The sequence below is a fragment of the Shinella kummerowiae genome (assembly GCF_009827055.1).
Lineage (GTDB): Bacteria > Pseudomonadota > Alphaproteobacteria > Rhizobiales > Rhizobiaceae > Shinella > Shinella kummerowiae.
On sequence record NZ_WUMK01000001.1, the window covers coordinates 800698 to 821342 of the forward strand.

Below are 20645 nucleotides of genomic sequence, written 5' to 3' on the forward strand. Positions count from 1 at the left end.
GGACGTGCACGCGGTTTTTCTCTGTGGTTCCTATCGGCCAGTTCGGCCGGTTTGTCAAAGCATCAAGCGGCTTTTATCTTGGCTTTTTTGGACAGGTGCGCCACCACGTTTTCGATCATGCGCATGCCGGCATCCTGGCCGAGCGTCATGATCGATTCCGGATGGAACTGCACGGCGGCCACCGGCTCGCTGGCATGCTCGATGCCCATGATCGTGCCGTCCTCGCTTTCCGCGGTGATGATGAACTCGCGCGGCAGGGTGGAGGGATCGGCGAAGATCGAGTGGTAACGGCCGACCGTCACCTCCCGGCCGAGACCGGAGAAGACGATGCCGGGCTCCAGCACGCGAATGCGCGAGGGCTTGCCGTGCATGGGAATGGCGAGCTGGCGCAAGTCCCCGCCATAGGCTTCGGCCAGCGCCTGAAGCCCCAGGCAGACACCGAAGATCGGCAGGTTGCGGGCGCGCGCCTTCTTGATCGTCGCCTTGCAGTCGAAGTCCTTCGGCGTGCCCGGACCTGGCGACAGCACGACGAGATCCGGCTTGATGCGGTCGAACACCTCTTCCGGCACCGGCGTGCGCACGGTCGTCACAGTCGCGCCCGTCTGGCGGAAATAGTTGGCGAGCGTGTGCACGAAACTGTCCTCGTGGTCGACGAGCAGGATGTTGACCCCTGCCCCGACGGAGGCAACGTCGCGCTGCACCTTGGCGGCGTTGCCGGACTTCGCGTCACGAATGGCTGCAATCATGGCGGATGCCTTCAGTTCGGTTTCGGCTTCTTCTTCTTCGGGGTTCGAATCGTAGAGCAGCGTGGCGCCCGCGCGGACTTCCGCGATACCGTCCTTGATGCGGATGGTGCGCAGCGTCAGCCCCGTGTTCATGTCGCCGTTGAAGCCGACCATGCCGATCGCCCCACCATACCATGCGCGCGGGCTCTTCTCATGCGCCTCGATGAAGCGCATCGCCCACAGTTTCGGCGCGCCGGTGACGGTGACCGCCCAGGCATGCGAGAGGAAGCCGTCGAAGGCATCCATGTCGTCGCGCAGGCGCCCTTCGATGTGGTCGACCGTGTGGATGAGGCGCGAATACATCTCGATCTGCCGGCGGCCGATGACCTTGACCGAACCCGGCTCGCAAACGCGGCTCTTGTCGTTGCGGTCGACATCCGAGCACATGGTGAGTTCGGATTCGTCCTTCTTCGAATTGAGCAGCTTCAGAATCTGTTCCGAATCGGCGATCGGATCCTCGCCGCGCTTGATCGTGCCGGAGATCGGACATGTCTCGATGCGGCGACCCGACACGCGCACGAACATTTCCGGCGAGGCGCCGACGAGATATTCCTGGTTGCCGAGATTGATGAAGAACGAATAGGGCGACGGATTGATCGCCTTGAGGCGACGCGAGATTTCCGAAGGCTTGCTCTCGCAGCGCTCGAAGAATTTCTGGCCGGGCACCACCTCGAACAGATCGCCGCGGCGAAAGCTTTCCTTCGCCTTGACGACGAGTTCGGCATATTCGCCCGGACGGTGATCCCCGTGCGGCGGAATGACGTCGACGGTCTCGAAGGGTTCAGGGGCGATCGCCTCGCCCTTGCCCTCGGTCGAAAGCCCGTCCTTGGCGAAATCGTAGCGGTCGATCCAGGCCTTGGCGGCATAGTGGTCGACGACGAGGATTTCGTCCGGCAGGAAGAGCACCATGTCGCGCTGGTCGTCCGGCCGCTTGAGCTTGAGGTCGATTGCGTCGAACTGGAAGGCAAGGTCGTAGCCGAAGGCGCCGTAGAGGCCGAGGCTCGCATCCTGATCCGAATGGAAGAGATCGGTAATTGCGCGCAGCACCGTGAAGACCGTCGGCATCTTCGAGCGCTCTTCCTCGGTGAACACCCGATCGGGCAGTTTCACATCGAGATCGAGACGACCCGCGGTGCGGGCGCCGAGCGCTAGCTCGGGAACGGCGGCCAGACGGTCGGCGATCAGAGACAACAGCACTTCGCCGCGCGCATTGTAGGCTTCGATCCAGACGGCCCGGCCGAACGAGGAGATGCCGAGCGGCGGATCGACGACGGCGGTATCCCAGCGGGTATAGCGGCCCGGATACTCGTAGTTCGATGAGAACACGGCGCCGCGCCGTTCGTCGAGCTTGTCGATATAGGCGGAAATCGCGTTTGCGTAGTCTGCCGCGCGCCGACGGCGGGTGACGGTGACCCCGCCCCTCGTCTCGTAGGCTTCGCCGCCGTCTTCCAGAATTCTCGTGGCCATTCCCCAACTCCGTTTCAGGCCCGGTCTCCACAAGGCGGCCAAACACAAAAAAGCCGCCTCGAAGGTTCCGGGCGGCTTGTCGTCTCAATCACGCATGACTGGTCAAGGCCGCCTCAGCGAACCCACCACCAGCCGGCAATGTTGATCATCTTTTTCATGGAAGCGAGTGTTAGCGTGAAGTGCGGGCGCGCGCAAGACCGATTGCAAGCGCTTACGCCCGACTTTCGGGATGTTGCGCGGCCGCCTCACTTCCTGTTCCGCTTCATGCATTCCGCCATAGAGCGACGAAACAATCTGTCAATATCACGAAATTTCACCATGTCTGGACATTTGCCCCCTTCTTGAGCATGTGCTAATGGCACGCCTCGAATAATATTGATCCCAAGGCAAATACCCATGGTCGCCGGCATGGTGGAACAGTTTCGAAGCCTGCAGCTTCGGCTCGCAGATACGCTCGAACACTACGAAACGCCCGAGTTCAAAGCGCTGGATGGCAAGATCGCCAACGTGTTTGAGGCTATTTATCGTCACGAACCACAGGACGCCATGGAAGCGCGCGTGATCGTTGATCTGTTCCTCGACATCATCGAAAACAACGATGCAGGCGACAACATCCATCTCATCGGGCGTGTGCGCACGATCATCGACGATTGCGCCAATCGCTGCCCACCGGCCATGGAAATCATCCACGGCGCGGGCATCTAGGCCCTCAACGGCAACCAAATCCGTTCTCCGGCGTTTCCCTGCTGATTTTTTCAGCCGGGAGACGGACCGATCGCCATACTCCGCCACATAGCTCTCCTCGCCGCCGCCCTCGTGCTGGCCAGTGCCGCCGATCTGCCCAAAGAGGGCCCCCTTCCCGATTCCCGGCCCGAACAGCAGGCCGGAGAGGATGCTGGAAAAGCCACGAACAAGGCTGCCAAGGAGACGATTGACAGCGAAAAGGCCGAGGCCGAGCGCAGGGCGAAGGACGACGAAGTCAAGGCCAAGGAACGCCCCCACGAAGACGACAAGGAACAAGCCGCCTGCCGAACGGAACTGAAGGCCATCGGCGCGACCTTCGAGGAAGCCGCCGCCGTCAACGATGGCAAGGCCTGCGGCATCGACAAACCGGTCCTGCTCACGGGTCTGGCGGGCGACATCAAAGTCGAACCGCAAGCGACCATCCGCTGCGATACGGCGTTGCAGCTTGCCCGCTGGATGGACGGCGCGGTGAAACCCTCGCTCGAGGCTGCCATGCCGGGCGAGACGATCACCGGTGTGGCGCAGGCCTCCGCCTATGTCTGCAAGAACCGCAATGGCGCCGAGGAGGGTCGGATTTCCGAACACGCTTTCGGCAACGCCATCGACATTGCCGGTTTCTCGCTGAAGAGCGGCAAGACCATCACCGTTCGGCCGGCGGACAAGGATTCCAGCATCGAAGGCGCCTTCCAGCGCGCCATCACCGAAACCGCCTGCCTCTACTTCACCACCGTGCTCGATCCCGGCAGCGACGCGGCACACCAGAACCATCTGCATCTCGATGTGAAGGAACGGCGTGGCGGCTACCGTTACTGCTGGTAGACGCCGTTTATTTCAGACCACGCCTGAAAAGGCAGCACGGCGACACCTATCTGTGGGGCGGCCACTTGCGGCCCCATCATTCCGTTTTCAAAGGCCCCACCATGTCGATCTCCCCTTACGAACTCTCGATTCCCACCTTCCAGCGTGGCTTCGCCGTTTTGTCTAAACTGCTCGACAAGGCCGAGGCCTTTGCCGAGGAAAAGAAGATCAAGCCGGAAATTCTGGTGAATGCACGCCTGTCGCCCGACATGCTCTCGCTCGCCGGCCAGATCCAGCGCCTGAGCGACACCGCCAAGGGTGCGGCCTCCCGTCTCACCGGTACGGATGCGCCGAGCTTTCCCGATGATGAAACGACGCTTGCCGACCTGCGGGCGCGCATCGAAAAGACGACCACCTATCTCGCCTCCGTGCCGGAATCCGCCTTCGAGGGTGCTGCGGAACGCACCGTCGTGCTGAAAACGCGCGGAGGAGAGACGACATTCACCGGCAAGGACTATCTCCTGACCTTCGCCCTGCCGAACTTCTACTTCCACCTCACGACTGCCTATGCGATCCTGCGCCACAACGGCGTTGCCGTCGGCAAGCTGGATTTTCTCGGCCGGACGTAAGCGAAAAAGACTTAAGCGAAACGGAAGGGGCGCCGAAGCGCCCCTTCCTCGTTATCAGAACAATCCCTCGATATAGCCCTGCTCGTTCAGGAAAATCTTCTCCGACGACGGCACTTTCGGTAGCCCCGGCATGGTCATGATCTCGCCGGTGATGACAACGACGAAGCCCGCTCCGGCCGAGAGCCGTACCTCGCGCACCGGCACGGTGTGGCCGGAGGGCGCGCCGCGCAGATTGGGGTCGGTCGAAAACGAATACTGCGTCTTGGCCATGCAGACCGGCAGGTTGCCATAACCCTGCTCTTCCCAGATGCGCAGCTGGTCGCGCACCGATTTATCGGCGATGACCTCGCCGGCATGGTAGATATCCTTGGCGATCGTCTCGATCTTCTGGAACAGCGGCATCTCATCCGGATAGAGCGGCGAAAACTGCGAAAGGCCGGACTCGGCAAGCTCCACAACCTTGCGTGCCAGGGGCTCGATACCGGCCGAGCCTTCCGCCCAATGTTTGCAGAGAATGGCTTCGGCCCCGAGCGTCGCCACGAAATCCTTCACCGCCTGAATTTCCGCATCGGTGTCGGAGGTGAAATGGTTGATGGCGACGACCACAGGCACGCCGAACTTCTTGACGTTCTGCACATGCCGGCCGAGATTGGCGCAGCCCTTCCTGACCGCCTCGATGTTCTCCTTGCCGAGCTCGTCCTTCTTGATGCCGCCATTCATCTTCATGGCGCGCACCGTGGCGACGATGACCGCCGCATCCGGCTTCAACCCGGCCTTGCGGCACTTTATATCGAAGAACTTTTCCGCACCGAGATCGGCACCGAAGCCGGCTTCCGTCACCACATAATCAGCAAGCTTCAACGCCGTGGTGGTGGCGACCACCGAGTTGCAGCCATGGGCGATATTGGCAAACGGACCGCCATGCACGAAGGCCGGATTGTTCTCCAGCGTCTGCACGAGGTTCGGCTGCATGGCGTCCTTGAGCAGCACCGTCATCGCGCCATCCGCCTTGATATCGCGGGCAAAGACCGGCGACTTGTCGCGGCGATAGCCGATGATGATGTTGCCAAGGCGCTTTTCGAGGTCCTTGAGGTCCATCGAAAGACACAGGATCGCCATGACTTCCGAGGCAACGGTGATGTCGAAGCCCGTCTCACGCGGATAACCATTGGCGACACCGCCGAGCGAACCGACAATGTGACGCAGCGCCCGGTCGTTCATGTCCATCACGCGCCGCCAGGCGATGCGGCGGATGTCGATGTTCTGCTCGTTGCCCCAGTAGATGTGGTTGTCGATGAGCGCCGACAGCAGGTTATGCGCCGAGGTGATGGCGTGAAAGTCGCCGGTAAAATGAAGGTTCATATCCTCCATCGGCACGACTTGCGCATACCCGCCGCCGGCCGCGCCACCTTTGACACCGAAGCATGGCCCGAGCGAGGCCTCGCGAATACAGGTAATGGCCTTCTTGCCAATTCGGTTCAGGCCATCACCGAGCCCGACGGTCGTGGTCGTCTTGCCCTCGCCGGCCGGCGTCGGGTTGATCGCTGTGACGAGGATCAGCTTGCCGTTCTTCTTGCCCTTCTGCTCGGCAATGAACTCGGCGCTGATCTTTGCCTTGTCATGGCCGTAGGGCAGCAGATGCTCGGCGGGAATGCCGAGCTTTGCACCGATCTCCAGGATCGGTTTCTTTTTTGCAGCGCGGGCGATTTCGATATCGGATTTCACGTCGGCCATGCAGTGTCGCTCCCTCTTGGCGTGGTCACCGCGCCAGGTCTCCTCTCCCGGATACGGTGTTTCGCCTTATGTGTTGGCACCCCATTTCAGCGTGAAGCCGAACGCCGCGCCACGCTGGAATTTGCCGCATGCTAGATCAAAAACGACACGGGAGGATAAATTTGCGTCTGAAATGAAAACGGCGCGTGTTTCGCGAACACGCGCCGCTTTAGAAGCTTTTCCTGAATTACCGTGCCAGCACGTCGCGCATCTCGACGAGGTTCGAGCGCACGCGCAGGATATAGAAGCCCATCGTGGCGAGATGCGTCGGCATGATCCAGCCGTCCTCGCGTCCGTTCGAGATGATGGCAGGCTGGATGTTCAAGGCGGACCGGAGCTGCTTGATGGTCTCGACCCAGAGCGGCTCAATGCCGCGCGCCTTGATCACCGCATCGAAATCCGCTCCGGCCGCCGACAGAATGCCGTAGTAGCCGTAGAGCTGGCCATAAGCGAACCAGAAGCGATCGTCCGCCCGCGTGTCGAACCAGCCGCCATTGTGGAACTCCGAACGCTCGCGAATAATGGCCGACGTGGAGCCGATATCGTTGGCGATGCGGTCGAGGAACTCGATCAGGTTGTCTGAGCGGCCATCGAAGATCGCCTCGCAGGATTCGAGCGAGGTATTGAACTTGCGCAGGTCCACCATCGCCGTGCGATAATAGTTCGGTGTCGGTGTCTTCGGCAGCAGCGAATCCGAGCCGAAATACCAGGTCTCCTCATCGAACTGGATATTGCCGCGGGCGCGCTGGAGATCCGCATTGATGCCGGACGTGCCGCGCACGCGACCGAGCGAATCGACAAGCTCCACGGAGGTGCGCCGGATCGCCTGGTTGACGCCACGCTGGAACGACGCCTTGTTGTCGAACCACGGTGTGCTGTCCCAATCCAGCCCGAAGAGGCCGAGCTTGTAGAGCAGCATCGAGGAAATCCAGGCGTTCTGGTTGACGTTATAGTCAATCAGATCGGCCGTGACATCGACGATCGCCGAGCGAACGCAGGTCTTCGGCTCCGGCTCGGCTATCTCACCCGCCGCAGGCGTGGTCGCCGCGGCCCCCGTCGTGGCGGTGCCGGCATCCTGCTTGCGCTGGGCGAGGTTGTAGCGGTTTGCATAGTCAGGATCGAAACCGCTCCACGCCTGGGTCTGCCAGATGAAGTAGGCATAAAGGCCGAAGAGGACGAGGAGCCCGATGCCGATCGGCCCTTTGATGATCCAGCTACGCGCGCGATACCAGTTCGCCGCCGTGATGAACGGCCACAGGATCCAGGCGATCACCAGACCTATACCTCGGCCGATGGCCGCGAAGATGCGCTGGAAAAACGCGACGATCGGGTCAAGCATTGGTGTCGTCCTCTCTGATGCCGTAAAGTTTCCGGCGGAAGCCAGCCTTGTCTTGCAGATAAGCCCGCGTCAACGTCGCGACAACATAGGCGCGGAACTTTTCGCTGTATTGCTCGTAAGCCGCGTAGAAACCCTGCTTGTCGAAGACGAAGCGGGACACGAAGTCATAGGGAACCATTTGTGAAATCAGGCGGTTGACCAGCCACTGGTCCGGATGGTCGGGTGCCGCCCGCACGAGCTGGAAACGCCGCTCCGGCGCCACCTCGTTGATCTTGATCTCGCCCGTCGCCGCCACCGCGCGGATCGCCTCCTGCAGGAAGGGATAGGTGCCGTCGCGCGCGACCAGGGCTGCGTTGCGGTGCATCCATGTCTGCAGCCAGATGCGGTCCACCGTCTCGAGGTCCGTCGTCGGGTCACCCTGGTTGACGAGGTTGAGGATGGTCATCTCCGCCCGGTGCTGGAACAGGCCGGACTGCTCCACCCAGGAGGCGCGCGGCAGTTCCAGCCGCTTCGTCGATGCTAGGAATTCGAAGATGCGCTTGTGATCGTCGAGCGCGATATAGCTCACCTGCCATGGCCGCGAGCGCCGGAAACCGGGCACGGTCGGATCGCAGATCACCGTCGTCGTCTTGTCGTCGAGGAAGACATAGACGCCGCCGAAATGGTTTGCCCAATAGGCCTCGTGCCGGAAAACCAGTTGGTCGGGCACCAATGCGTTCTGGCGGATGTCACCCGTCTGCTTGGCAAGCTCGACCATGCGGTTGAGCATGACATCGTCCGACCAGGCATTCGGCACCGTCTTCAAGCGGTCGACAAGGCTGCGCAGTTCTCCCGCCTTGCCGAGCATGTCCTCAGCCGACAGCACCTTGAAGCGCACCTCGTTGATCGACAACAGGTCGTCGATATCGTTGACGACCGACACCGAGTCCTCGATCTCGCCATAGAGCGCATCGCGGATGGTGATCGCATTGATCGCCCGCGCATTGGCCGAAAAGAACTCATGCATCAGCGCGGCAGTGTTGGAGAAGCTCGTATGCACGACGGGCAGGTTCACCTGCTCGGGCGTCATGATGACGAAGCGCCGGTTGACCCGGTTCGGATCGAGATAATCCCGGTCGCCGAGCTCATCCGCGATCTCCGGCGAAAACCCGGTCATGTCGATGCGAAAGCTGGCGAGCGCCGTCCGCCGCATGCCAAACCCGTCCAGCGCCTTGTTGTAGCGCTCGACCAGATGCGGCTCATCAACCGGCAGCAACCGGCCATAAATCAATTCGGCTTCGAGGAGGCGTTTCATGCGTGCTCTTTCACCACCGCCCCTCCGCCTTCATCGTCTCCATCTCGCGGATCGCCTTTTCGCGCTGGCGTTCGCGGCGGATGATGTCGGTGACGGCAGCGTCGTCGGATTTGTCGGTGTAGCGGAATTCCGAGTCGGCATAGCGATTGATCTCCTGGAGAACCATCTCCATCGAGATCGGTCCGCGCAGCTCCTCGATCATCGCCTTCTTCTCGTCGTAGCCCTTGTGCATGAAGGCTTGCGGCGTGGCGAACCAGTCGTCCGGCAATTCCACATCCATGGCGCGCATCTTGATCGCGTCGGTGATGTTCTTGATGGCGCGGCCGGTGAAGCGCGGCTCGGCGATCTTGATGCGGTGAAGGTATGCGCCGACATCGGCAAGCGACTTGACCGCACCATGCTCCTTCTCATGCGCCTCCCAGACGGCGAGCAGGCCGTCTTCCTGCGGCTTGGCATGCTGCTCGTAGGAGGTGGACACCGCGCGCTTGATTTCCTGGCCCTCGAACAGTTTGTGCTCGCCGAGCGGGATCGAATGGTTCTTGCCCACCAGCATGGCGAAGATGTCGATATAGTCGTCCTCGGTCTGCGGCCCGTCCACCAGCCAGCGAGCGCCGGCGCGCTGGCGAAGCGCATCGTCGACATTTTCCGGATAGTTGGAGAACATACCGAAGGTGCAGTTGCCGCGGATCACCGTCGAGGCGCCGGCGAAGCTTTCCATCAGCACCGCCGTCACCTCGTGCTGGCCGGCGGAAGCACGATCGTCTGAGCGCTTGGCGGCGACCTGGTCCACATCGTCGATCGTGCCGAAGCCGATTGCCTTCGGATTGATGACATTGTTGACGAATTCCTTGCAGTTCTGGCCGGACTTGCCCTGGTAGGAGGAAATCTGGTCGACGCCGAAATTCTCGTAGTGGAAGGCGTAGCCGGCGATCTGGCAGTAGTCGTTGACGAGGCCGGCAAGCATCTGGATGAGGATGGTCTTGCCGGTGCCGGGCATGCCGTCGCCGATGAAGGTGAAGAGGAAGCCGCCGAGCTCGACGAAAGGGTTGAGCTGCCGCTCGAAATCATAGGCGACGAGCATCTTGGCGAGCTTCATCGCCTGATACTTGGCGATGTGGTTGCCGATGATCTCTTCCGGCTTCTTGAAGGTCATCACCAGCGGCTTGCGCTTCTGCCCGGGCGCCACGTCGAAGCCGGAGAGCGTAAAATCGTCCTGCTCGATGCGGATATGGGCATTCTCGAAACCGGCAAGGCCGGTAAAGCGCGCACGACGGCCGATCAAGCCCTCGATGGCGACCCGCGAAAAAGCACGGGCCCGGCTGACGAGCGCCGCATCATCAGGCGCGCCGGCAATGGTGCGGTCAAGGCCGGCGACCATGCTCTTCAGCGCATCCTGCGGCGTATCGAACAGGTAGTCCGGCTCGCCGCCATCCTCCACCGGCTCCCCCTCGCCCGGCAACGTCGCACCAAGATAGGCGGCGAAGGTGAAGGCGGCGATATAGGCGGAGGCAGAAAGCAGCGCCTTGAACTGGTTGGCCTCGTCGCCCGTCAGCGGCGAGGCAAGATTGCGTGATTGCAGGCCTTCGAGATTGGTCTGGCGGGAAAACGCGTCCGTCACCGCCAGCGCCACCTGCACCCCGCGCCGCGCGCGAAACAGCACGGCATGCTGCTGCGGCGAGAGCAGCGGATCGGCCGCCCGCACGGACTGGATGGTCCTTGCCAGCTCCACTTCGCGGGTACGCCGCGCGCCGGCGGTCGAAACCGTCGAGACGAATCGCCGGCCGGTGCCGGCAAGCGCCGTACCGCTCTTTCCGTCGTCGCTTTCGAGAATGACGAGCTTGGTGACAAGACTCTGCGCCGTCGCCTGATGCTTGGCGATGTCGTCTTCGTGGATCGTCGTCAGTCCGGCATTGAGGCTCATGGATTAGCCCTCGCTGATCACCTGGTTTCCGGAAATCACATGCACCTTGTAGGCGCCGAAGATGCCCGCTGTTTCGCCGGCCGCATACAGCGCCTGATAGGCATCGTGCGGCACAAGCGCGTGTTTTTCATAGGCGCTGACGCCCATGCGGGCGGCTTCGAGGTCGTCGGTCTCGATGTGGAATTCCTCCTGCGCCGGGGTGGAACTCCAGAAACCTTTCTGCGCCGGGCGCTCCGCCTTGGAGAACACCTCCTGCACCGTCCAGGTCAGCAGCCAGGCATTTTCCGGCTTGCGCACCTTGGAGAGGATTTCGTTGATGCGCGCGTTGTTCTCGGTGATGCCGGCCGAATAGAACGGGCCGAGCACGATGCGGCGCAGCTGCTTGGGATGCAGCGTTGGGAAATCCTTGTCGAGATTGGTGGCGATCGTCGCTGGCGTCAGCGAATAGGCGCTGTTCTTCAGCGTGAAATCGTCGAAGCGGCTGGCAAGCTCCGGGTTGAGCAGGCCACCAACGGGCAGCGGGATATCCACGTCCGGATTGAGCTTGCCATCCTGCCCGACCAGCATCTTTAGGACGTTGTCGCTCGAATCCTCGATCGTCGCCATGTAGACCATCGGCAGCGTCGCCGTGCCATCGAAGGCACCCCAGCAGACGACGTAATAGGGCCGCATGGTCTTGGGGTTCACCGCGACACGGATCGTCTCCGGCAGCACGAACGGCGAGAAGATGTCTCCCTTGCCGATCTGCTCCAGATAGAGCCGCTCGGCCATGCGCGTCTGCAGATCGGTCGGGAACGCCTTGTGGCGGAGAATGAAATCCGCCATCTCCGTCCGAAGCTGGTCGGCGTTCGGAATGGCCGCGAGGCGTTTTTCCGCGCTCTGCCGGTCGTTTTCCAGCTCCAGAACGTTCTGGAACACCGGAAAACCGCTTTCCGCCCGCGAGACACGGAACTGCTGGACGAAGCCGATGCGGTTTTCCCAGCAGGCAAAAGAAGCCTTCAGCCGCGCCAGATAGGGCACGACGACCTCGCCCACCACGCTGTTGCGGTAAAGCGGCGAGTTGCGATCAGCCAGGAAGATTTCGAGGCCGCCGAGGGCGGAGCGGATGGTGGAGAAATACTGCGCGACGGCGCTGTCTGCGGGGACGTTCATTGGGCATATACCCCGTTACCCGTGTGTGCGGGGAGTACCCCCCTCTGCCCTGCCGGGCATCTCCCCCACAAGGGGGGAGATTGGATGGGGCGAACGCCTCGCCGATGATTGACGTCGCGCTGGATGCAGTGCCTGCGCCTCCTGCCGATCTCTCCCCTTGTGGGGGAGATGCCCGGCAGGGCAGAGGGGGGTGACACGATACGCGACCTCGGCATGCAGACTATCACTGCTTCACGTAATTCGCAGTGTTGTGCTTGTCCATGACCGCCTGGAACCGCCGCGCGAAGGCATCGTCGGCGAGCTTCTTGCGGCGCTGGATATCCTGGGTCGACAGCATGTTCTTCTCGTGCATTTCGAGAAGGTCGCCGATATGGCGCTGGGCTGCCGAGCCGATGCCGGCCATGGTCTCTTCGGCAGCGGTATCGACCTGCGAACCGAGCGTATTGATCTTGTGCGCCACATCCTGCTGGGCGGCCGTCTTCAACGAATCCTCCAGCGCCTTGTAGAGCACGATGCGCTGTTCGGTATCGATCGTCAGCTTGTTGATCAGCGTGTTCTGCGCGGCGATCTGGTTGTTGAGCGAATCGACGAAGGTCTGGAACATCGAGGTGTAGCGCTCCAGCGTCTGGCTCTCCGCCAGAAGCTCCTGCTCCTTCGCCTGCATCTGGTTGTATTCGGTCGCCAGCGCCGAACGCTCGCCTTCCAGGTCGGTGCGTGCCTTCTGGTCGGTCGAGGCGGCAATGCGGTTTTCGAGGTCCATGAGAAGCGGGTTCAGCTCCTCGATGCGCTTCTGCGTCGCCTCCAGGTTCACCATCGTGCCCTTGCGGCGCTCGATCACCTGCACGAGGCTCGCCTCGGAGGTTTTGTAACGCTGGTCGAGGATCGACTTCTGTTCCTTCAGGATGCCGACGATCGTATCGGACTTCGACAGCAACTCCTGAAGATTGCCGGCAAGCGACATGTTGCGCACGCGGTCGGTGCGCATGCGCTGCATCTTCTGCTTGGAAAAGATACCGATGAACTTTTCGTAGCCCGTATAGCTCTTCATGCTCTCGAATTCGGTGCCGAAGATGTTGGTCGCGTCTTCGAGGCCGATGATGAGATCGGCAATATTGCCTTCCATCACCTTCTGTTGGTTGATGACGTCAGAGATACGGGCGTTCTCGATGTCGAAATTGACGTCGCCAAGCTTGGTGTCCGCCTTGGCGAACTGGTCGAGCACGGTGCTCGACTGATCCATCTTGGTGCGCATCTGGTTCACGACGCTGCGCGTCTTCTCGATTTCCGCATCGAAGTTCTGAAGTGTGGCCATGCCTTGTCCCCTTAAAACTCTCCACGGCAGACGTCTGCGTCGTCCGATTTATTCCATCGCGGCAACATTATACAATTTCAGACAGATAGGAACCTGCCCCGCACAAGATGTGGGACGCGCGGACACGCCCGCAAGGCCGGGCGTGAAATTTTCCACAAGCCGCTAGTAGCCCGCCGGTGCCCTCAGATAGGCGATGAGATTGGCGATATCCTCGATCTTCCTGAGGCCCGCGAAGGTCATGCGCGTACCCGGCACCATCGCCTTGGGCGACATCAGATATTCGGCGATCTGCGCTTCGCTCCAGATCTTGCCGTCCTCGCCGAAGGCCCGCATCGCGGGAGAATAAGTATAGTCCTCGATGGTTGCGACCGGCCGGCCGACAATGCCGGCAAGCGTCGGCCCGACACGATTGACCGGCTCGGTCGAATGGCAGGGCGCGCATTTCTTGAAGACAACCTTGCCGGCCACCGCGTCGCCCTCGGCAAAAGCCGGCGCAGCAAGACAGAGGAAGGCGGCAAGCGTCAGAAGCTGTTTCATCGTTCGTCCCCTCGCCGCCCGTCTCGCCTTAATCGGCGTTCATGATGTCGTCCCAGTGGCGGCGGCAGTAGGAAACGTACTTGTCATTGCCGCCGATTTCCACCTGGGCGCCGGACTTCGCCACCTTGCCGTCCGCGCCGAGCCGGACGACCATCGTCGCCTTGCGGCCGCAATGGCAGATGGTGCGCACCTCGCGCATTTCGTCGGCGATGGCAAGCAGCGCCTTCGAACCCGGGAAGAGCTTGCCCTGAAAATCCGTACGCAGGCCATAGGCCATGACGGGAATGGACAGCCGGTCGGCAACACGGGCAAGCTGCCAGACCTGCTCTTCGGAGAGGAACTGCGCCTCGTCGACGAAGACGCAGGCGATATCTCCCCCACCATCCCCCTTCAGCTCTTCGATATGCCGATAGAGGTCGTCTGTGTGGTCGAAGGCGATGGCATCGGAGGTCAGCCCGATGCGCGAGGAGATGCGGCCCTGTCCGGCGCGATCGTCGAAAGAGGCGATGAAGATCGCCGTTCGCATGCCGCGTTCCCGGTAATTGTAGGACGCCTGCAACAGCAAGGTGGACTTGCCGGCGTTCATCGTCGCGTAACTGAAATAGAGCTTGGCCATGATTTTCTCCGTCTCCGCCTCATGACGCGGCAGGAGGCGATTTTCCAGCCGAAAAGGGCGGAAAACCACAGAAAACAGCGCGGCCCATCCGTTGCGACATCCATGTGCACAATTGCGAACCGACGGGAAATTTATTGGACGATTCAGCAGCTTCCGGCTACGCCAAGGCGCTTGAAAGCATATCGTTTTGATGATTGGCTAAACGACCAGTTATAAGGGGAGCTATAAAATGAAGACTGCATCACCATTGAAGACCCTTCTTGCCGCCGCCGTATCCGTCCTGGCGCTTGGCGTCGCCCATGTCTCGGCCGCCGAAGCGGAGAGCTGTGGCAAGGTCCGTTTTTCGGATGTCGGCTGGACGGACATTACCGCCACGACCGCGACCGCGTCCGTCGTCTTGAAGAATCTCGGCTACGAAACGGAAACCACCGTGCTCTCCGTTCCGGTCACCTACACCTCGCTCAGCAACAAGGACATCGACGTCTTCCTCGGCAACTGGATGCCGACCATGGAAGCCGACATCAAGCCGTTCCGCGAGGACGGCTCGGTCGAGACCGTGCGCGAGAACCTGGAGGGCGCGAAGTACACGCTCGCGACCAACGCCAAGGGCGCCGAACTCGGCATCAAGGATTTCGCCGACATCGCCAAGCAGAAGGAAGCGCTCGGCAACAAGATCTACGGCATCGAGCCGGGCAATGACGGCAACCGCCTGATCATCGACATGGTGTCCGGCGACAAGTTCGGCCTCACCGGCTTCGAGGTCGTCGAATCCTCCGAACAGGGCATGCTGGCGGAAGTCGCGCGCGCCGAGCAGGAAGGCACCCCGGTCGTCTTCCTCGGCTGGGAGCCGCACCCGATGAACGCCAACTTCAAGCTCACCTACCTGACCGGCGGCGACGATGTCTTCGGCCCGAACTTCGGTGGCGCGACGATCTACACCAACGTTCGCAAGGGCTACACGACCGAATGCCCGAATGTCGGTAAGTTCTTGGCAAACCTCAAGTTCTCGCTGGAAATGGAAAACCAGATCATGGGCAAGATCCTGAACGACGGCCAGGATCCGGAAACGGCAGCGACCGAATGGCTGAAGGCCAACCCGGCCGCCATCGAGCCCTGGCTTGCCGGCGTGACGACCAAGGACGGCAGCGGCGAGGCCCTGCCGGCGGTAAAAACCGCGCTCGGTCTCTAATAGGCCAAAATAGGGCGGGGAGGAAACTTTCCCGCCCTTCTTGCCTCCGGATACTGCAAGTCCAGCGAAAGTGTGCGACGCTTTCGCTTGTCGCAATTGCAGAGCTAGCCGTGCATCGTCGAACTCCAGCCAGGGGCATATTCTCGTGGATTGGCTTACCGTCTCAAAAATTCCGATCGGCCCGATCGCCAAGGAAGTCGTCAGCTGGCTGACGACGAATGGCAAGGGACTGTTCGATTTCCTGAAAGTCTTCCTGCAGGCCGGCATCGATGCCGTGCTCTTCGTGCTGCAAGGCCCCTTCTCCAGTGCCGGCGGCAAATTCGGTTACGCCATCGCCCTCATCCTGCTCGTCACGGGCGCAAGCTGGTACTTCCGCCGCTCCGTCGGCGTCGCGGTCTTCACCTTCCTCGGCCTGCTGCTCATCGTGAACCAGGGCTACTGGAAGGAAACGACGGAAACGCTGGCGCTCGTGCTGGCGGCGACCGGCGTCAGCATGATCGTCGGCGTGCCGCTCGGCATCGCCGCTGCGCGCCGGCCCTGGTTCTACTCGATCCTGCGGCCGATCCTCGACCTCATGCAGACGATCCCGACCTTCGTCTACCTGATCCCCGCGCTCATTCTCTTCGGCCTCGGCATGGTGCCCGGCCTGATCGCCACGGTGATCTTCGCGATACCCGCGCCGATCCGCCTCACCCGCCTCGGCATCATTTCGACACCACCCTCGCTTGTCGAAGCGGCGCAAGCCTTTGGCGCGACGCCGAGCCAGGTGCTGCGCAAGGTGGAACTGCCCTTTGCCACGCCGCAGATCATGGCCGGCCTCACCCAGACCATCATGCTCTCGCTGTCGATGGTGGTCATCGCCGCCCTCGTCGGCGCCAAGGGCCTTGGCGTTCCCGTGGTGCGTGCACTCAACACCGTGAACATCTCCATGGGTTTCGAGGCCGGTCTCTGTATCGTGATCCTGGCGATCATCCTCGACCGCCTCTTCCGCTCCTCCGACGATGGAGACGCATGATGACTGACGCCGTCGTCTTCAAGAACGTTTCCATCATCTTCGGCGATAGCCCGCAAAAGGCGCTTGCCATGGCCGATGCCGGCAAGAGCCGCGACGAGATCGGCGCGGAAACCGGCCTCGTGCTCGGCGTCGCCGATGCTACCCTGTCGATCACCGAGGGCGAGATCCTCGTGCTGATGGGCTTGTCCGGTTCCGGCAAATCGACGCTGCTGCGCGCCGTCAACGGGCTTGCCCCCGTGGTGCGCGGCGATGTGCAGGTGAAGGCCGGCAGCGGCAGCGTGAACCCCTATACGGCGACCCCCAAGGCGCTGCGCGATTTCCGCATGCACACCGTCTCCATGGTGTTCCAGCAGTTCGCGCTGCTGCCCTGGCGCACCGTTGCCGACAATGTCGGCTTTGGCCTCGAGCTTGCCGGTGTGCCGGACAGCGAGCGCAAGGCACGCGTTGCCGAACAGCTCGAACTCGTCAACCTCGCCAAGTGGGCGGACCGCAAGGTGAACGAATTGTCGGGCGGCATGCAGCAGCGCGTGGGCCTCGCCCGCGCCTTTGCGACGGGTGCGCCGATCCTGCTCATGGACGAGCCGTTCTCGGCCCTCGACCCGCTGATCCGTACGCGCCTGCAGGACGAGCTGCTGGAGTTCCAGCGCCGACTGAAGAAGACGATCCTCTTCGTCAGCCACGATCTCGACGAGGCCTTCCGCATCGGCAACCGCATCGCCATCATGGAAGGCGGACGCATCATCCAGTGCGGCACGCCACAGGATATCGTGAAGAACCCCGCCAACCAGTATGTCGCGGATTTCGTGCAGAACATGAACCCGATCACCATGCTGACGGCGCAGGACGTCATGCAGCAGGGCGCGTCCGCCAATGGCGGCGTGACGGCAACCGCGGCACGGGAGACACCGCTCGTCGACATCCTCGACGCCATGTCCCGCACACCCGGCAATGTCGGCGTCGTCGAAAACGGCACGGTGATCGGCACGATCAGTGCACAGGATGTCGTGACCGGATTGACGCGGCACCGCCGCCGCGGCTGACAGACCGCTCCGTTCGCATTAGATAAGGCAGCGCCCCGAACGGGCGCTGCCTTTTTCATGAGAGCAATTTCGGCAAAAGTGCGCAGCGGTTTTGCATCCGAAATTGCGCAAAAACAAAGAGATGGAGCGTTTTCGCGATTCGAAGAAAAGCGAAAATGATCTAGGAAGACGACCGGAGCAAGCATGATGGCCGAGAAGGACAAACCAAGCGTTCTGCGCGAAACCGACGACGACGCGCGCCGCCTCGCCCGCACCCTGCTGCGCTCGGCCCGGAGCTGCGCTCTCGCCGTCATCGAGCCGGAGAGCGGCGCGCCCTTCGCCAGCCGCACCCTCACCGGCACGGACACGGACGGCACGCCCGTCATCCTCGTCTCGGCACTTTCAGTCCACACCCAGGCGTTGCGGCGTGACCCGCGCGCCTCGCTGCTCGCCGGCGAGCCCGGCAAGGGCGATCCGCTTGCCCATCCGCGCCTGACGGTCATCTGCCAGGCCGAGGAAGTCGCGCGGGACAGTGCCGCGCATGCGGCACTGCGCGAACGTTTCGTGCGCCGCCACCCGAAGGCGAAGCTCTATGTCGATTTTCCCGACTTCGCCTTCTTCCGGCTCGTGCCGCTGCGCGCCCATCTCAATGGCGGCTTCGGCAAGGCTTTCGTGCTCACCGCCGACGACCTGCTGATTCACTCGGCCGCCCGCGGCGCACTCGCCGAAATGGAAACCGGTGCCATCGAACATATGAACAGCGACCACGCGGAAGCCGCCGGCATCTATGCCCGCCACTATTGCGGCGCAAAAGACGGCGAATGGGTGATCGTCGGCCTGGATGCAGCCGGTATCGACCTTGCGAGCGGTGATAAATTAAGGCGCCTGGAGTTTTCACGCGAACTTGATCAGGCCGTGGAACTTCGCAGCGAGCTTGCGCGTTTGCTTAAAGAAACCCGGGCGGCCGGCTGAATAACCGGCACTTCCGCAACCGTCTGCTTGGACGCTTTCCGGGATTGGGGCTGCTATTTATCGCTATGCGTGCAGCATACCCCCATTTCTGGCTCTTGATGAGAGGTATTTTGTTTATATGCTAACAAGCGGATTGACATAAAATCATATGATTTGAAGCGGAAACGCCCGAAGGAGTTTCAGATGGACAAGATTTCAGACGCAGAACATGCGCAGGCCGAAGTTGCATCCGACTTTCTTTCCGCGATGGCGAACCCGAAGCGCCTGCTCATTCTGAAGGTTCTGGTCGAGGGCGAGATCGCCGTCGGAGCCCTGGCGAATCAGGTGGGCCTCAGCCAATCGGCGCTGTCGCAGCACCTGTCGAAGCTGCGCGCGCAGAATCTCGTGACCACGCGCCGCGACGCCCAGACGATTTACTATTCGAGTAAATCGGACGCCGTGCTGACGATCCTTGATTCGCTCGATCGCATCTACAAGGCGGCTGCCGGCCACAGCAATGCGGAAAAGAAGCTCCGTATCGCCTGAGACAGAACGCAATCTCTCTGATTCGCAACGCCGCCCCGGATGCCCATCCGGGGCGTTTTGCATGGAATCATCGCCTTGACGGCGTGGGGCACCTTGATAGTTTGACCGCCGGGTAAAATTTCCCATCGATTGCCAGCCGGGACGCCCGCAACGGCCCCGCACTTCAAAGAATCTGGAGAGACCGCATGTCCAACCGCCTCAACACCCCCAACGATCTGCGTGCCTTCTGGATGCCGTTCACGGCAAACCGGCAGTTCAAGAAGGAGCCGCGCCTCTTCGTCGGCGCCAAGGACATGTATTACACGACGCATGACGGCCGCCAGGTGCTCGACGGCACCGCGGGTCTCTGGTGCGTCAATGCCGGCCATTGCCGCCCCAAGATCACCGAGGCGATCCGCGAACAGGCCGGCGAACTCGACTATGCGCCCGCCTTCCAGCTCGGCCACCCCAAGGCGTTCGAGCTCGCCAACCGCCTCGTCGACATCGCGCCCGAGGGCATGAACCACGTGCTCTACACCAATTCCGGCTCGGAATCGGTCGAAACCGCGCTAAAGGTCGCGCTCGCCTACCACCGCGCCAAGGGCGACGGCTCGCGCTTCCGCCTGATCGGTCGCGAGCGCGGCTATCACGGCGTCAATTTCGGCGGCATTTCCGTCGGCGGCATCGTCTCCAACCGCAAGATGTTCGGCACGCTGCTCACCGGTGTCGATCACATGCCGCACACCCATTTCCCCGACAAGAACGCCTTCACCCGCGGCGAGCCGGAGCATGGCGGCGACATTGCCAGCGAACTCCAGCGCATCGTCACCCTGCATGATGCCTCGACCATCGCCGCCGTCATCGTCGAGCCGGTCGCAGGCTCCACCGGCGTGCTCATCCCGCCGAAGGGTTACCTCCAGAAGCTGCGCGAAATCTGCACGCAACACGGCATCCTGCTGATCTTCGACGAGGTCATCACCGGCTTCGGCCGCCTTGGCGCGCCGTTCGCCGCCCAGTATTTCGACGTGAAGCCGGATATCATCACCACCGCCAAGGGCCTCACCAACGGCGTGATCCCGATGGGCGCCGTCTTCGTGACCTCCGAGATCCATGATGCCTTCATGAATGGCCCGGAGCACATGATCGAGTTCATGCACGGCTATACCTATTCCGGCAACCCGATCGCCTGCGCCGCGGCTCTTGGCACGCTCGATACCTACAAGGAAGAGGGCCTGCTGACCCGCGCCAGCGAACTCGCCTCCTACTGGGAAGACGGCCTGCATTCGCTGAAGGATTGCCCGAATGTCATCGACGTCAGAAATGTCGGCCTGATCGGGGCGATCGAGCTTTCGCCCATCGCCGGCGAGCCGACCAAGCGCGCCTTCAACGCCTTCCTCAAGGCCTACGAAAAGGGCCTGCTCATCCGCACGACGGGCGACATCATCGCGCTGTCTCCGCCGCTCATCATCGAGAAACACCATATCGACGAACTGTTCGGCAAGCTGCGCGAGGTGTTGCAGAACAATATCTGACCCGGTTACGCGGCAGATTGCGAATGGCGGCCCTGGCCGCCATTTTC

General features: G+C 61.8%; 18 protein-coding genes. 9 read left to right on the forward strand and 9 right to left on the reverse strand.

The window, feature by feature from the left end:
• Nucleotides 1-62 precede the first annotated feature (62 nt).
• Nucleotides 63-2252: an anthranilate synthase gene (locus GR138_RS03760; protein WP_160857251.1), complete on the reverse strand. Its 2190-nt coding sequence runs from the start codon at nucleotides 2250-2252 to the stop codon at nucleotides 63-65.
• 396 nt (nucleotides 2253-2648) lie between these two features.
• Here GR138_RS03760 and GR138_RS03765 point away from each other — a divergent pair, with 396 nt between their 5' ends.
• From GR138_RS03765 to GR138_RS03775, 3 genes are all read left to right on the forward strand, one after another.
• On the forward strand, nucleotides 2649-2957 hold the full coding sequence (locus GR138_RS03765) for a hypothetical protein (RefSeq protein WP_160857252.1): 309 nt from the start codon (nucleotides 2649-2651) through the stop codon (nucleotides 2955-2957).
• A gap of 111 nt (nucleotides 2958-3068) precedes the next feature.
• A complete protein-coding gene (locus tag GR138_RS03770) occupies nucleotides 3069-3815 on the forward strand; it encodes an extensin-like domain-containing protein (RefSeq protein WP_338091032.1) in 747 nt (248 codons plus the stop codon).
• 101 nt (nucleotides 3816-3916) lie between these two features.
• Nucleotides 3917-4423, forward strand: coding sequence for a DUF1993 domain-containing protein (locus tag GR138_RS03775; protein ID WP_160857253.1), 507 nt, complete (start codon nucleotides 3917-3919; stop codon nucleotides 4421-4423).
• A gap of 54 nt (nucleotides 4424-4477) precedes the next feature.
• Here GR138_RS03775 and GR138_RS03780 read toward each other — a convergent pair whose 3' ends face one another.
• The 8 genes from GR138_RS03780 to GR138_RS03815 all read right to left on the reverse strand — a co-directional run bounded on the left by GR138_RS03780 (nucleotide 4478) and on the right by GR138_RS03815 (nucleotide 14367).
• Nucleotides 4478-6157 carry a formate--tetrahydrofolate ligase gene (locus tag GR138_RS03780; protein WP_160857254.1) on the reverse strand — a complete coding sequence of 560 codons (1680 nt, stop codon included), beginning with the start codon at nucleotides 6155-6157 and terminating at the stop codon, nucleotides 4478-4480.
• Nucleotides 6158-6383: 226 nt separating this feature from the next.
• Nucleotides 6384-7535 carry a DUF2333 family protein gene (locus GR138_RS03785; RefSeq protein ID WP_160857255.1) on the reverse strand — a complete coding sequence of 384 codons (1152 nt, stop codon included), beginning with the start codon at nucleotides 7533-7535 and terminating at the stop codon, nucleotides 6384-6386.
• Entirely contained in the window at nucleotides 7528-8829 is a 1302-nt protein-coding gene (locus GR138_RS03790) for a DUF6638 family protein (RefSeq protein WP_160857256.1), read from the reverse strand. Before GR138_RS03790 ends, GR138_RS03785 begins: the two co-directional genes overlap by 8 nt.
• A 10-nt stretch (nucleotides 8830-8839) precedes the next feature.
• Nucleotides 8840-10750, reverse strand: a complete 1911-nt coding sequence (locus GR138_RS03795) for an AAA family ATPase (RefSeq protein ID WP_160857257.1) — start codon at nucleotides 10748-10750, stop codon at nucleotides 8840-8842.
• Nucleotides 10751-10753: 3 nt separating this feature from the next.
• Nucleotides 10754-11902, reverse strand: coding sequence for a hypothetical protein (locus GR138_RS03800; protein WP_160857258.1), 1149 nt, complete (start codon nucleotides 11900-11902; stop codon nucleotides 10754-10756).
• Between the two features lie 223 nt (nucleotides 11903-12125).
• Complete coding sequence (locus GR138_RS03805; RefSeq protein WP_160857259.1) at nucleotides 12126-13214, reverse strand: hypothetical protein; 1089 nt, start codon at nucleotides 13212-13214, stop codon at nucleotides 12126-12128.
• Nucleotides 13215-13376: 162 nt separating this feature from the next.
• Complete coding sequence (locus GR138_RS03810; RefSeq protein ID WP_160857260.1) at nucleotides 13377-13751, reverse strand: c-type cytochrome; 375 nt, start codon at nucleotides 13749-13751, stop codon at nucleotides 13377-13379.
• A gap of 28 nt (nucleotides 13752-13779) precedes the next feature.
• A complete protein-coding gene (locus GR138_RS03815) occupies nucleotides 13780-14367 on the reverse strand; it encodes a thymidine kinase (RefSeq protein ID WP_160857261.1) in 588 nt (195 codons plus the stop codon).
• Nucleotides 14368-14596: 229 nt separating this feature from the next.
• On the opposite strand from GR138_RS03815, the gene GR138_RS03820 reads away from it, so the two are divergent.
• The 6 genes from GR138_RS03820 to aptA all read left to right on the forward strand — a co-directional run bounded on the left by GR138_RS03820 (nucleotide 14597) and on the right by aptA (nucleotide 20598).
• Complete coding sequence (locus GR138_RS03820; protein WP_160857262.1) at nucleotides 14597-15556, forward strand: choline ABC transporter substrate-binding protein; 960 nt, start codon at nucleotides 14597-14599, stop codon at nucleotides 15554-15556.
• 145 nt (nucleotides 15557-15701) lie between these two features.
• Nucleotides 15702-16571, forward strand: a complete 870-nt coding sequence (gene choW / locus GR138_RS03825; protein WP_160857263.1) for a choline ABC transporter permease subunit — start codon at nucleotides 15702-15704, stop codon at nucleotides 16569-16571.
• Complete coding sequence (gene choV, locus GR138_RS03830) at nucleotides 16571-17611, forward strand: choline ABC transporter ATP-binding protein (RefSeq protein ID WP_160857264.1); 1041 nt, start codon at nucleotides 16571-16573, stop codon at nucleotides 17609-17611. Before choW ends, choV begins: the two co-directional genes overlap by 1 nt.
• Before the next feature lie 183 nt (nucleotides 17612-17794).
• Complete coding sequence (locus tag GR138_RS03835; protein WP_420853606.1) at nucleotides 17795-18562, forward strand: HugZ family pyridoxamine 5'-phosphate oxidase; 768 nt, start codon at nucleotides 17795-17797, stop codon at nucleotides 18560-18562.
• A gap of 183 nt (nucleotides 18563-18745) precedes the next feature.
• Nucleotides 18746-19087 carry an ArsR/SmtB family transcription factor gene (locus tag GR138_RS03840; protein WP_160857265.1) on the forward strand — a complete coding sequence of 114 codons (342 nt, stop codon included), beginning with the start codon at nucleotides 18746-18748 and terminating at the stop codon, nucleotides 19085-19087.
• A 185-nt stretch (nucleotides 19088-19272) separates the two neighbouring features.
• On the forward strand, nucleotides 19273-20598 hold the full coding sequence (gene aptA, locus GR138_RS03845) for an omega-aminotransferase AptA (protein ID WP_160857266.1): 1326 nt from the start codon (nucleotides 19273-19275) through the stop codon (nucleotides 20596-20598).
• Nucleotides 20599-20645 lie beyond the last annotated feature (47 nt).